Below are 13515 nucleotides of genomic sequence, written 5' to 3'. Positions count from 1 at the left end.
CGCCCCGGATCCGTGTCGCACCGACAGGGGCCCGGGGCGCGGTTGTTGCTCCACGTACGCAGACCCAACCCTGAGGAAACGGGACCATGGCGAAGACCCTGCAGTTCGACGAGGACGCCCGCCGCTCGCTGGAGCGCGGTGTCAACAAGCTGGCCGACACCGTCAAGGTGACCATCGGCCCCAAGGGCCGCAACGTCGTCATCGACAAGAAGTTCGGCGCCCCGACCATCACCAACGACGGTGTGACCATCGCCCGCGAGGTCGAGCTCGACGACCCGTACGAGAACCTCGGCGCGCAGCTGGTCAAGGAGGTCGCCACCAAGACCAACGACGTCGCGGGCGACGGCACCACCACCGCCACCGTGCTGGCCCAGGCCCTGGTCAACGAGGGCCTGCGCAACGTCGCCGCGGGCGCCGGCCCGGCCGCCCTGAAGAAGGGCATCGACAAGGCCGTCGCCGCCGTCTCCGAGCACCTGCTCTCGGTGGCCCGCGAGATCGAGGGCAAGGACGACATCGCCGCCGTCGCCTCCCTCTCCGCCCAGGACGCCCAGGTCGGCGAGCTGATCGCCGAGGCGATCGACAAGGTCGGCAAGGACGGTGTGATCACCGTCGAGGAGTCCAACACCTTCGGCGTCGAGCTCGAGTTCACCGAGGGCATGCAGTTCGACAAGGGCTACCTGTCGCCGTACTTCGTCACCGACGCGGAGCGCCAGGAAGCCGTCCTGGAGGACCCGTACGTCCTGATCACCCAGGGCAAGATCTCCTCCATCCAGGAGCTCCTGCCGCTGCTGGAGAAGGTCCTGCAGGCCGGCGCCTCCCGCCCGCTGCTGATCATCGCCGAGGACGTCGACGGCGAGGCCCTCTCCACCCTGGTGGTCAACAAGATCCGCGGCACCTTCAACGCGGTCGCGGTCAAGGCCCCCGGCTTCGGCGACCGCCGCAAGGCGATCCTCGGCGACATCGCCACCCTCACCGGCGGCCAGGTCGTCTCCGAGGAGATCGGCCTCAAGCTCGACCAGGTCGGCCTGGACGTGCTCGGCACCGCCCGCCGGATCACCGTCACCAAGGACGAGACCATCGTCGTCGACGGTGCCGGCGACTCCGCCGAGGTCGCCGGCCGCGTGGCCCAGATCAAGGCCGAGATCGCCAACACCGACTCCGACTGGGACCGCGAGAAGCTCCAGGAGCGCCTCGCCAAGCTGGCCGGCGGCGTCTGCGTGATCAAGGTCGGCGCGGCCACCGAGGTCGAGCTCAAGGAGCGCAAGCACCGCCTGGAGGACGCCATCTCGGCGACCCGCGCCGCGGTCGAGGAGGGCATCGTCGCCGGCGGCGGCGCCTCGCTCGTCCACGCCGCGAAGGTCCTGGAGGGCGGCCTCGGCCTCTCCGGCGACGAGGCGACCGGTGTCGCCGTCGTCCGCAAGGCGCTCGCCGAGCCGCTGCGCTGGATCGCCCAGAACGCCGGCCTGGAGGGCTACGTCATCACCTCCAAGGTCGCCGAGCTGGAGGCCGGCCAGGGCTACAACGCCGCCACCGGCGAGTACGGCGACCTGGTCAAGGCCGGCGTCATCGACCCGGTCAAGGTCACCCGCTCCGCGCTGGAGAACGCCGCCTCGATCGCCTCCCTGCTGCTCACCACCGAGACCCTCGTGGTGGAGAAGAAGGAAGAGGAAGAGGCCGCGGGCCACGGCCACTCGCACGGCGGCCACGGCCACAGCCACTGAAGCGCTAGCCGCTAGCCGCTAGCCGGCGAAGGCGAGAGCAGGGGCGCGGGGAACCCGCGCGGCCGGCCCCGCACCTCCGTGGTGCGGGGCCGGACCGCCGGGACCTCGCGCCCTTTCGCGTGCGCGGGGCGTCCGGCGGGTTCCGTACAGTTGACGGCGTGATCGAAGCCCGCCACCTCCGCGTCCTGCACGCCGTCGCCCGGACCGGGTCGTTCTCCGCCGCGGCGCGCGAACTGGGGTGCACCCAGCCCGCGGTGAGCCAGCAGATGAAGGCGCTGGAGAAGGCGGTCGACACCCCGCTGGTGGTCCGCTCCGGGCGGGAGACGCGGCTCAGCGAGGCCGGGCGGGTCCTGCTGCGGCACGCGGACGGGATCCTCGCCGGGCTGTCGGCCGCCGAGGAGGAGGTCGCGGCGATCGCCGGGCTGCGGGCCGGGCGGGTGCGGCTGGTCTCGTTCCCGACGGCCAGCTCGACGCTGGTGCCGCGCTCGGTGGCGCAGGTGCGGGCGGCGCACCCGGGGGTGCGGATCTCGCTGGTGGAGGCGGAGCCGACCCAGGCGCTGGCGATGCTGCGCGGCGGCGAGTGCGAGGTCGCGCTGGCGTTCCGCTACCCGGACTCGCAGGGCGGGCTGAGCCTGCCCTCCCCGCACGCGACGCTGCGCGAGGCGCGGGCCGAGGCCGCGCTGGAGGCGGCGGCGACGGCGGCCGCGAACGACTGGTCGGAACTGGTGGTGCGCCCGCTGCTGGACGACCCGCTGGTGGGCCTGGTCCCGGCCGGGCACCCGCTCGCGGGCCGCGGCGAGGACGCCCCGGTGGACCTCGCGGAGCTGGCGGGGGAGCAGTGGATCGCCGGCTGCCCGCAGTGCCGGGGCCACCTGGTGGAGCTGTGCGCCGACGCGGGCTTCGCGCCGGCGATCGAGTTCGCGACCGACGACTACCCGGCGGTGGTCGGCCTGGTCGGCGCGGGCCTGGGGGTCGCGGTGCTGCCGGGGCTGGCGCTGGAGTCGGTGCGGCACCCGGGTGCGGCGGCGGTGCCGGTGCGGGTGGCCTCGGGGGAGCCGGCCCGGCGCGAGGTGGTGGCGCTGACCCTGCCGGACCTCGCGGAGGTTCCGGCGGTGGCGCTGATGCTGGACCAGCTCGCGGCGTCGGCCGCCACCCGCTGACCGCGGGGCGCGGCGCCGGCCGGGGACGGGCGGGCGACGCGGCCGGGAGGCCGGAGGCGCGGGCCGCTGCGGCGGGACGGCCGCGGCGGGGGCGAACGGGTGAGCGGGTGAACGGACGGGACGGACGGGACGGACCGGGCGGACGGGGGAGTCAGCGCCGGATGGTCTGCGGCATCGCCAGCGGGACCTCGGCCAGCCGGTTGCGGGAGCGGCCGAGCAGCTCCTCGCGTTCGTCCTCGGTCATGCCGCCCCAGACCCCGTAGGGCTCGCGGACGGCCAGGGCGTGGGTCGCGCACTGGGCGCGGACCGGGCAGCGCATGCAGACCTCTTTGGCGCTCGTCTCGCGGGAGGTCCGGGCCGCGCCGCGCTCGCCCTCGGGGTGGAAGAACAGCGAGCTGTCGACACCGCGGCAGGCGGCGGAGAGCTGCCAGTCCCAGAGGTCTGCGTTGGGGCCGGGGAGGCGGGAGAAATCTGCCATGGCTCATTCCCTTCATGGCTCGTGGCCCGGCGGGCCCGCCGCGGTCACTGCGGCGAGGCTGCACGGAGCCGGTACGGACACCTGGAAATATGACTTACGCCGACTACACGGACAAGTCACCCACATAGCGACGAATCAGTCAATGACCTGACAGAAGCTATAAAAACGGACAAAAGGGGCAAGAGGTTTGAATCAGAAGGCTCCATCGATCGGGTGTCCGGCCGGGCGCGGAGCGTCCCCGGAGGGCGCGCACGGCGCGGGCACCGCGCGCGAGCTGCACAAAAGTGCGGCGCGTGCACCGCGAGGTGGCCCGGTGGTGATGGGTCGGCCACGTACAGTGGTGGAGATGGACGTGAAGCCGTAACTCATTCGAGTGACGGTCGTTGGATGTACGGAGGCGGTCAGCGGGCAGGGCTTCGGGAACGGTCGCGCAGCGAGGCGATCGGGACGGGTCCGCGCCGGGCCGTGTCGGAGAGGTTCGTACCAGCCAGGAGGCTCAACGTGACGCGGATCAGCTGCGGAGGACGACGGCCATGACATCCGTACTCGTCTGCGACGATTCCCCGCTCGCCCGGGAGGCGCTTCGGCGCGCGGTGGCGACCGTGCCCGGCGTGGACCGGGTGACCACTGCGACGAACGGTGAGGAGGTCCTCCGCCGCTGGGTGGCCGACCGTTCCGATCTCGTTCTGATGGACGTCCGGATGCCCGGCCTCGGCGGGGTGGAGACGGTTCGCCGGCTGCTGTCGGCCGACCCGGGCGCCCGGATCATCATGCTCACCGTCGCCGAGGACCTGGACGGCGTGGCCCTCGCGGTCGCCGCCGGGGCCCGCGGCTACCTGCACAAGGACGCCTCGCGCGCCGAGCTGCGGGCCACCGTCACCCAGGCGCTGGCCGACCCGACCTGGCGCCTGGCGCCGCGCCGGCTCCGCAGCCCGGACATGGGCGCCGCGCCGACCCTGACGGCCCGTGAGATCCAGGTGCTGGAGGGGATGAGCCACGGCCGTTCCAACGCCGAGATCGGCCGCGAGCTGTTCCTGTCCGAGGACACGGTGAAGACGCACGCCAGGCGCCTGTTCAAGAAGTTGGGCGCCTCGGACCGCGCGCACGCGGTGGCGCTGGGCTTCCGTTGGGGCCTGGTCCGCTGAGCGGACGCGAGAACTGCGCTCGCTCGGACGTGTGACGTTGTGGTCCCGAGGCTGCACCATGGAGTAGTGGAGCACCTCGGGGACCAGCGGACAGGCAGGGGAGGCGGCACGGTGCACGCGGCGACGGATAACGTTCCGATGCACAAGTCCGGACGCGGTGCCGCGTTTTCCGGCCCGACCAGGCACCATGGACCGATGCGTGACGACGAGGAGGCCGCCGGGCCCGACCCGGTGCAGCCCGCCCCCGAGGGTGCGGCTGCCGATCCGTCGTCGGCACCGGACGCCCGGGCGACCGGCCCGGACGGCCCGCCGGGGGCGCCGGTCCGCCCGCCCGTGCTCGGCACCGGCACGTCGCCTGAGGTGGCCGAGCTGGTCGCGGCGGCGGTCCGCGGCGACGGTCCGGCGATCGAGGCGCTGCTCGGCTACGTGCTGCCGCTGGCGCTGCGGTACTGCCGCGGCCGGCTGGTGCGGCTGCCCGGCGGGGCCCGGCACCACGTGGACGACGTGGCGCAGGAGGTCTGCGTCGCGGTGCTCTGCGCGCTGCCCCGCTACCGGGACACCGGCCGCCCGTTCGAGGCCTTCGTGTACGGCATCGCCGCGCACAAGATCGCCGACCTGCAGCGGGCCGCGATGCGCGGGCCCGGTTCGACGGTGATCCCGCCGGACGACCTGCCGGAGACGCCGGACGACTCGCTGGGCCCCGAGGAGCGGGCGCTGCTCTCCAGCGACGCCGAGTGGATCAAGGAACTGCTGTCCTACCTGCCGGCCCGGCAGCGCGAGCTGGTGCTGCTGCGGGTCGCCGACGGGCTGTCGGCGGAGGAGACCGGCGAGGTGCTCGGGATGTCGCCGGGCGCGGTCCGGGTCGCCCAGCACCGGGCGCTGTCGCGGCTGCGGGCGCTCGCGGAGGAGACCGGCTGAGCGCTGGTCGGGCGCGTCCGCTCTCCGCGCACCGCCGTCCGCCGGCGTTCGCGCTGTTGGACGCGCGTGGACCGGCGCGGAAGAAGCGCGCGCGGCCGGGTGTTGTCAAGAGGGCGCGACGACCTACCCCGCGTCACCAGTACCATGGGGTATCGGCGCCTGGTCGGGTCGCCAAAGTTTCTCCGGTGCGCGCGGGGTTCCCTTGGAGGTTCCTCCAGAGCACCGGGCGTCTTGGCGGCCGATGACAGCCGGGCGCCCGTGCGCAGAACGACGGCCCGCCACGGAAGGTTCCCCATGTCTTACAACGCCGCCGGCGTACCCGAGAAGTTCGCGATGCTCGGACTCACGTACGACGACGTCCTGCTGCTGCCCGGGGCTTCCGAGGTGCTGCCCAACCAGGTCGACACCTCCTCGCGGATCTCCCGGAACGTGCGGGTCAACATCCCGCTGCTGTCGGCCGCGATGGACAAGGTCACCGAGTCGCGGATGGCGATCGCGATGGCCCGCCAGGGCGGCGTCGGCGTCCTGCACCGCAACCTCTCGATCGAGGACCAGGTCAACCAGGTCGACCTGGTGAAGCGCTCCGAGTCCGGCATGGTCACCGACCCGATCACGGTCGGCCCGGAGGCGACGCTGGCCGAGGCCGACGCGCTGTGCGCCCGGTTCCGGATCTCCGGCGTGCCGGTGGCGACCCCCGAGGGCAAGCTGCTGGGCATCGTCACCAACCGCGACATGGCCTTCGAGACCGACCGCAGCCGCAAGGTCGGCGACATCATGACCCCGATGCCGCTGATCACCGGCAAGGTCGGCATCTCCGGCGAGGACGCGGTCGCGCTGCTCCGCCGCCACAAGATCGAGAAGCTGCCGCTGGTCGACGACGAGGGCCGGATCAAGGGCCTGATCACCGTCAAGGACTTCGTCAAGGCGGAGAAGTACCCGAACGCCGCCAAGGACTCCGAGGGCCGGCTGCTGGTGGGTGCCGCCGTCGGCGCCTCCGCCGAGGCCTTCGACCGCGCCCAGGCGCTGGTCGGCGCGGGCGTGGACTTCCTGGTCGTCGACACCTCGCACGGGCACTCGCACAACGCGCTGTCCTGGATCTCCAAGATCAAGGCCGCCGTGCCGGTCGACGTGGTCGGCGGCAACGTCGCCACCCGGGACGGCGCCCGGGCGCTGCTGGACGCGGGCGTGGACGGTGTGAAGGTCGGCGTCGGCCCCGGCTCGATCTGCACCACCCGGGTGGTCGCCGGCGTCGGCGTCCCGCAGGTCACCGCGATCTACGAGGCCGCCCAGGCCTGCCAGGACGCGGGCGTCCCGATCATCGGCGACGGCGGCCTGCAGTACTCCGGCGACATCGGCAAGGCGCTGTGCGCCGGCGCCGACACCGTGATGCTCGGCTCGCTGCTGGCCGGCTGCGAGGAGTCGCCCGGCGAGCTGCTGTTCATCAACGGCAAGCAGTTCAAGTCGTACCGCGGCATGGGCTCGCTGGGCGCCATGCAGACCCGCGGCCAGGCGAAGTCCTTCTCCAAGGACCGCTACTTCCAGGCCGAGGTCTCCTCGGACGAGAAGCTGATCGCCGAGGGCATCGAGGGCCAGGTGCCCTACCGCGGCCCGCTCTCCGCCGTGCTGTTCCAGCTGGTCGGCGGCCTGCGCCAGACCATGGGCTACGTGGGCGCGGCCAGCATCGAGGAGATGCAGACCAAGGGCCGGTTCGTCCGGATCACCTCGGCGGGCCTCAAGGAGAGCCACCCGCACGACATCCAGATGACCGTCGAGGCGCCGAACTACAACGCGCGCTGACCCCGTCCCGCCCCGTTCCACCCGGATCCGTCCGGACCGCGAGCGATCGCCGTCCGGGCGGATTTCCGCTGTCCCGAGCCGGTCGTCCGCGCCCCTGTCGGGGCTGGTGGGGCGAGTGCGGGATACTTGGGGGCGCGGCCGGGGGGACCCGGTCGGGAGATGGAAAGCAGCAGAAGGGCTCGAAGTGACTGAGATCGAGATCGGGCGAGGCAAGCGCGGCCGCCGGGCGTACTCCTTCGACGACATCGCCGTCGTCCCCAGCCGCCGTACGCGTGACCCGAAGGAGGTCTCGATCGCGTGGCAGATCGACGCCTACCGGTTCGAACTGCCGTTCCTGGCGGCGCCGATGGACAGCGTGGTGTCGCCGCAGCAGGCGATCGCGATCGGGCAGCTGGGCGGCCTGGGCGTGCTGAACCTGGAGGGCCTGTGGACGCGGTACGAGGACCCGCGCCCGCTGCTGGAGGAGATCGCCGCGATCCCCGACGAGGCGGCCGCCACCCGGCGCCTGCAGGAGGTCTACGCGGAGCCGATCAAGGCCGAGCTGATCAAGGAGCGGATCAAGGAGGTCCGTGACTCCGGCGTCGTGACCGCCGCGGCGCTCTCGCCGCAGCGCACCGCCGAGTTCTCCAAGGCCGTGGTGGACGCCGGCGTCGACGTGTTCGTCATCCGCGGCACCACCGTCTCGGCGGAGCACGTCTCCGGCGCGGCCGAGCCGCTCAACCTCAAGCAGTTCATCTACGAGCTCGACGTCCCGGTGATCGTCGGCGGCTGCGCGACCTACACCGCCGCGCTGCACCTGATGCGGACCGGCGCGGCCGGCGTGCTGGTCGGCTTCGGCGGCGGCGCCGCGCACACCACCCGGGGCGTGCTGGGCATCCAGGTCCCGATGGCGACCGCCGTCGCGGACGTCGCGGCCGCCCGCCGCGACTACATGGACGAGTCCGGCGGCCGGTACGTGCACGTCATCGCGGACGGCGGCGTCGGCTACAGCGGCGACATCCCGAAGGCCGTCGCCTGCGGCGCGGACGCGGTGATGATCGGCGCCGCGCTGGCCCGCGCCACCGACGCGCCCGGCCAGGGCTACCACTGGGGCATGGAGGCCGTCCACGAGGAGCTGCCGCGCGGCAAGCGGGTCCACCTGGGCACCGTCGGCACCACCGAGCAGATCCTGGCCGGCCCGTCGCACACCCCCGACGGCACGATGAACCTGTTCGGCGCGCTGCGCCGGGCGATGGCCACCACCGGCTACACCGAGCTCAAGGAGTTCCAGCGGGTCGAGGTCACGGTCAACCCCGGCCGGTGACGCCCCGCTGAACCCCCGTCAGCGCCCCACAGGGCCCCCGCCGCGACCGGCGGGGGCCCTGCGCCGTCCGTCCACCCGGGCGTCACCGCCCGGTCGGCCGGGGGACGGGCGGCCGGAGCGGGCCCGGGCGGGGATGAGATGATGGGCGCTCCGGCGCGCGACCGCCGCCCCCGGCGGTCCGACACGCCGTCAGGTCACGGCCGGGAGCGCCCGCCGAGGCCCGCGACACATGGGGAGAGCGCACCGATGACGCAGCCGCAGGAACCCTCCGGACGCCTGCTGGCGGACCGCTACCGGCTCGGCGAGGTGCTCGGGCGCGGCGGCATGGGCACCGTCTGGCGGGCCGAGGACGAACTGCTGGGCCGGATCGTCGCGGTCAAGGAACTCCGGATGACCGGCACCGTCGACGAGATCGAGCGGCACCGGCTGGTCGCCCGCACCCGGCGCGAGGCCAAGGCCGCCGCCCGGATCCGGCACACCGCGGCCGTCACCGTCTACGACGTCGTCGAGGAGGACGACCGGCCGTGGATCGTGATGGAGCTGGTGGCCGGCCGCTCGCTGTCCGACGTGGTCGGCGAGGACGGCCCGCTCACCCCCCGGCGGGCCGCCGCCGTCGCGCTCGACCTGCTCGGCGTGCTCGGCGCCGCGCACCGCCAGGGCGTGCTGCACCGGGACGTCAAACCGTCCAACGTGCTGATCGGCGAGGACGGGCGGACCGTGCTCACCGACTTCGGCATCGCCAGCGTCGAGGGCGACACCGCCATCACCTCCACCGGCATGCTGGTCGGCGCCCCCTCCTACATCGCCCCCGAACGCGCCCGCGGCAGGCTCCCCGGGCCGCCGTCCGACCTGTGGTCGCTGGGCGGCACGCTGTACGCGATGGTCGAGGGCGTCCCGCCGTACGACCGCGGCGACGCGCTGGCCACCCTCACCGCCGTGATGACCGAACCGCTGCCGGTGCCGCGCAACGCCGGACCGCTGCGCCCCGTCATCGAGGGCCTGCTGGAGAAGGACCCCGACCGGCGGATGGACGCCGACACGGCCCGCCCGCTGCTCGAACTGATCGCCGCCGGGAAGCCGCTGCCCGAGGACGAGACGCTCACCGTGCCGGCGCCGCCGCCGGTGCCCGCCCCGGGGCCGGCCGCGGCGGCGACCGTCGAGACGCCGCCCGCCGAGCGGCCCGCCGGGCGGGACCGGCGGCGCGGAGCGCTGGTCGGCGGGGCGGTGCTCGCCGTGCTGGCGCTGGTCGCCGCGCTGGTGGTGTTCTGGCCGGAGGGGAAGGAGCCGGACGGCGGCGGCTCGGCCGACGCGGCGCTCTCCGGGCCGGCCGACCCCACCGGCGCACCGCTCTCCGCCCCGGCCTCGGCCCCGGCGTCGGCGTCCGCGACCCCTGGCGAGTCGGCCGCGCCGTCGCCGGCGCTCTCACCCGGGCAGACCCCGCCCGGCTACACCGTCTACAAGGACCCGTCCGGGTTCAGCATCACGCTGCCCGACTGGCTGGCCAACCAGGGACAGGACTACCGCGCCACCAGCCGCCGCTTCGAGGGCCGCGGCCTGCGCCTGGTCATCGACTGGCAGTCGCCCGCCGGCGACAGCGCGCTGAAGGACTGGCAGGAGTCCGACCGCAACGCCAAGATGACCAACTACCGCAAGGTCAGGGTCGAGTCCGTCGCCTACCGGGACTGGGCCAACGCCGCCGACTGGGAGTGGACCTACACCGGCAAGACCGGCACCCTGCTGCACTCGCTCAACCGCGGGTTCGTCACCGGCGGCGGCACGTACGGGTACGCGATCTACTGGACCATGCCCGAGGAGTCCTGGTCGGCGGCGGACGGCTCGCTGGCCCGGCGGATCTCCTTCGAGAGCTTCCAGCCCGCGCCGTAGCCGGGCGGGCGGGCCGCAACGCCCCACGCCGGGGCGGGAAAGCGCGTACCGGGCGGTGGCGGGGGCGGCCGGGGGCCGTACGCTGGCGGGACTACGGCGTGAGGAACAGGCATGCGAGCGGCCCCGGGGCAGGTGGTGGCCGGGCGGTACCGGGTGACGGACCGTCCGGACGATGAGGCCGGTGTTCCGGCGGTGGACGTCCACGGCGGGGCGCGGGTGCGGCTGTTCGGGCTCGAACTGCCCGAACTGCTGGTGCCGGGCCACCCGTCGGGCGAGCCCGCGCCCTCGTACGCGCCGCGGCTGACCGCGCGGGTCGCGCAGGTCGCGGCGGCCGCCGGGACGCACCCGCGGCTGCTGCGCGGGCTGGCGGCCGGGCCGGAGGGCGAGGTGCTGTGGGTCGCCGAGGAGGCGGTGCCCGGCGTGCCGCTGGAACTGCTGGCGGCCGCGGGCCCGCTCCCGCCGTACCGGGTCGCGGAGATCGGCGCGGACCTGGCGGCCGCGCTGCGCTCGGTGCACGAGGACGGCCTGACGCACGGGAACCTGACCCTGCGCACGGTGCTGGTGTGCGAGGACGGCGCCGCGATGCTCGGCGGGCTGCTGCTGGGCGCCGCCGAGGAGGAGCTGTGCGCGGCGCTGGGCGGCGAGGTGCCGCGCCGGGTGTACGAGACCCGGGCGCTGATGCTCGGTCCGCTCGCCGAGCGCTGGGCGATCGACGCGGGCGCCCCCGCGGACACCTGGGCGCTGGGGGTGCTGCTGTACCGGCTGCTGACCGGCCACGGCCCCTACCCGGAGACCGACCTGCCGACGCTGCTGGCGGCCGTCCGGGACGGGCACCACCACCCGGCGGACGGCTGCGGGCCGCTGCGGCCGCTGGTCGAACGGCTGCTGCGGCCGGGCGCCGCGGCCCGGCCCGACGCGGCCGCCGTGCAGCGGGAGTTGCGCGTGCTGCTGGCCTCCGCCCCCGAGCCGGGGCTGGCCGGTCCGGCCGAGCCGCCGCTGCCGGTGGCCCGGCCCGCGGCCGGCCCGCTGGTGCCCCGGCAGCGCGGCCGCCGGGCCGCCCGGGCGGCGGCGGGTGCGGTGGCGGACCGTCAGGGGCCGGACCGTCAGGGCGCGCAGCGCCCGCCGCGGATACCGCCGCGCCTGCTCGGGCCGCTGCTGCTCGGCGGCGTGCTGCTGCTGTTGGTCGCCGGGCTCGCCGGGATCGTCGCGGTCGCGGGCTGAGGGGCGCGGGCCGGGGCGCGGGGCGCGGAAGGCGGGCGGAGAGTCGCGGGCCGGGCGCGGACGGTCACCGCGCGATTCGTTCTCCGGGGCGTGATTCCCGGTGGGCGCCGGGCAGCCTAGGCTTGCCTCCTGAACCGTCGGTGCGAGCAGGCACACGGTCTGCCAGGACCCCGTCCGACCGGCGGTGGGGGAAGTGAGGGGGGACGGTCATGGGCGCACAGGACCAGTCGACCGGCCGTCTGCTGGCCGGGCGGTACGCGCTCGGCGAGCGCCTGGGGCGCGGCGGGATGGGGACCGTCTGGCGCGCCAGGGACGAGATGCTGGACCGGGAGGTCGCCGTCAAGGAACTGACGGTCAGCCACCTCTCGGAGGAGGACCTGGAGATCCTGCAGTCCCGGATGAAGCGCGAGGCCCGGGCCGCCGCCCGGATCAAGCACCCGGGCGTGATCACCATCCACGACGTGCTGGAGCAGGACGGCCGGCCGTGGATCGTGATGGAGCTGGTGGACGGCCGCGCGCTGTCCGACGTCATCAGCCAGGACGGCACCCTGACGCCCCGGGAGGCGGCCGACGTCGGCCTCCAGGTGCTCGCCGCCCTGCACCGCGGCCACCAGCTGGGGGTGCTGCACCGCGACGTCAAGCCCGCCAACGTGCTGCTGGAGCACGGCACCGGGCGGGTCGTGCTGCTCGACTTCGGCATCGCCAAGTTCGAGGGCGCGATGGACATCACCCGCCCGGGCGACCTGGTCGGCTCGCCCGACTACCTGGCCCCGGAGCGGGCCCAGGGCCAGCGGCCCGGGCCGGCCTCCGACCTGTGGGCGCTGGGCGCGACGCTGTTCCACGCGGTCGAGGGCGAGTCGCCGTTCCGCCGCGACAACCCGCTCAGCACGCTCACCGCGGTCGTCGACGAGCCGCTGCCGACCCCCGCCCGGGCCGCCGGGCTCGGGCCGGTGCTGGCCGCGCTGATGGCCAAGGACCCGGCCGAGCGGCCCGGCGCCGACGAGGCGGGCCGGATGCTGCGCGAGGTCGCCGACGGGCACACCGTCAGCATCCGCGTCCCCGAGCAGGCGGGCGCGTCCCGGCTGCCCACCCAGCTCGTCCCGGTGGTCGACCGGACCACCGAGCCGGCGGCCCCCGCCGAGCCGGCCGCCGAGACCGCGACCGCCGCGCCCGTCGCCGCCGCACCCCCGGTCGCGCCCCCGGCCGGGCCGCCGGCCCCGGCGGGCTCCGGGCGGCGGCGCGGCCGGCCGGTGCTGTGGGCGGTGGTCGGCGTGCTGCTGCTCGCCGCGGCGGGCGGCGGCGCCGCGTACTACCTGAACGACCGGCACGTGAACGTGACGGTCACCCGCGGCCCGTCGCCGACCGCCGGTACCGACAACCCGCTGCCCTCGGACAGCCCGCTGCCCAGCGGCGCGCCCGCGCCCGCCGGGTACGCCTGGCAGGACGACCCGGCCGGGTTCCGCTTCCTGCTGCCGACCGCCGGCACCTGGACCCGCACCGAGAAGAGCGGCCAGATCTACTACTCGCCCGACGGCCTGGAGCACTTCCTGCAGTTCGCGGTCACCGTCGGCCAGCCGCTCGCGCCGCAGGAGCACCTGCTGCAGATGGAGGCCTCGCTCAGCCGGAGCCTCAAGGACTTCCAGACCACCAGCCTGTCCGCCGCCAAGATCCGCGGGCAGGAGGGCGCGGTCTGGGAGTTCAGCTTCGGCGCGAAGGACGCCCGCCGGCACGCCAAGGAGGTCGAGTTCCGGCGCCCGGACGGCACCGCGTTCATGGTGTACGTGTCCGGGCCGGAGAAGGACTGGCTGGAGAGCCTGCGGCAGTTCACCGTCGTGCTGAACAACTTCCAACCCGCCATCTGACCACGGCGCGGCGCGCGCCGCCTTTT

At 74.6% G+C, this 13515-nt stretch carries 10 protein-coding genes; 9 read left to right on the top strand and 1 reads right to left on the bottom strand.

What is annotated here, in order from left to right:
* Nucleotides 1-86 precede the first annotated feature (86 nt).
* Nucleotides 87-1721, top strand: coding sequence for a chaperonin GroEL (groL, locus tag KSE_RS15335; protein ID WP_014136231.1), 1635 nt, complete (start codon nt 87-89; stop codon nt 1719-1721).
* Between the two features lie 158 nt (nt 1722-1879).
* Nucleotides 1880-2881: a LysR family transcriptional regulator gene (locus KSE_RS15330; RefSeq protein WP_014136230.1), complete on the top strand. Its 1002-nt coding sequence runs from the start codon at nt 1880-1882 to the stop codon at nt 2879-2881.
* Nucleotides 2882-3032: 151 nt separating this feature from the next.
* Here the strand turns inward: KSE_RS15330 and KSE_RS15325 are convergent, their stop codons facing one another.
* A complete protein-coding gene (locus KSE_RS15325) occupies nt 3033-3359 on the bottom strand; it encodes a WhiB family transcriptional regulator (protein WP_014136229.1) in 327 nt (108 codons plus the stop codon).
* 533 nt (nt 3360-3892) lie between these two features.
* Between KSE_RS15325 and KSE_RS15320 the strand changes: the two genes are divergently transcribed.
* From KSE_RS15320 to KSE_RS15290, 7 genes are all read left to right on the top strand, one after another.
* Nucleotides 3893-4504: a response regulator transcription factor gene (locus KSE_RS15320; protein ID WP_014136228.1), complete on the top strand. Its 612-nt coding sequence runs from the start codon at nt 3893-3895 to the stop codon at nt 4502-4504.
* A gap of 195 nt (nt 4505-4699) precedes the next feature.
* On the top strand, nt 4700-5422 hold the full coding sequence (gene shbA / locus KSE_RS15315; RefSeq protein ID WP_014136227.1) for an RNA polymerase sigma factor ShbA: 723 nt from the start codon (nt 4700-4702) through the stop codon (nt 5420-5422).
* Between the two features lie 294 nt (nt 5423-5716).
* Nucleotides 5717-7219: an IMP dehydrogenase gene (gene guaB, locus KSE_RS15310; RefSeq protein ID WP_014136226.1), complete on the top strand. Its 1503-nt coding sequence runs from the start codon at nt 5717-5719 to the stop codon at nt 7217-7219.
* Nucleotides 7220-7403: 184 nt separating this feature from the next.
* Complete coding sequence (locus KSE_RS15305) at nt 7404-8522, top strand: GuaB3 family IMP dehydrogenase-related protein (protein ID WP_014136225.1); 1119 nt, start codon at nt 7404-7406, stop codon at nt 8520-8522.
* Between the two features lie 246 nt (nt 8523-8768).
* Nucleotides 8769-10406, top strand: coding sequence for a serine/threonine-protein kinase (locus KSE_RS15300; RefSeq protein ID WP_014136224.1), 1638 nt, complete (start codon nt 8769-8771; stop codon nt 10404-10406).
* A 111-nt stretch (nt 10407-10517) separates the two neighbouring features.
* The gene (locus tag KSE_RS38470; protein ID WP_051055235.1) at nt 10518-11627 is read left to right on the top strand and encodes a protein kinase; all 1110 of its coding nucleotides are present in this window, start codon (nt 10518-10520) and stop codon (nt 11625-11627) included.
* A 209-nt stretch (nt 11628-11836) separates the two neighbouring features.
* Complete coding sequence (locus tag KSE_RS15290; protein ID WP_014136222.1) at nt 11837-13489, top strand: serine/threonine-protein kinase; 1653 nt, start codon at nt 11837-11839, stop codon at nt 13487-13489.
* Nucleotides 13490-13515 lie beyond the last annotated feature (26 nt).

Origin of the sequence: Kitasatospora setae KM-6054, from assembly GCF_000269985.1 — a bacterium.
GTDB classification, from domain to species: Bacteria; Actinomycetota; Actinomycetes; order Streptomycetales; family Streptomycetaceae; genus Kitasatospora; species Kitasatospora setae.
This window is presented reverse-complemented; position numbering and strand designations above follow the sequence as displayed.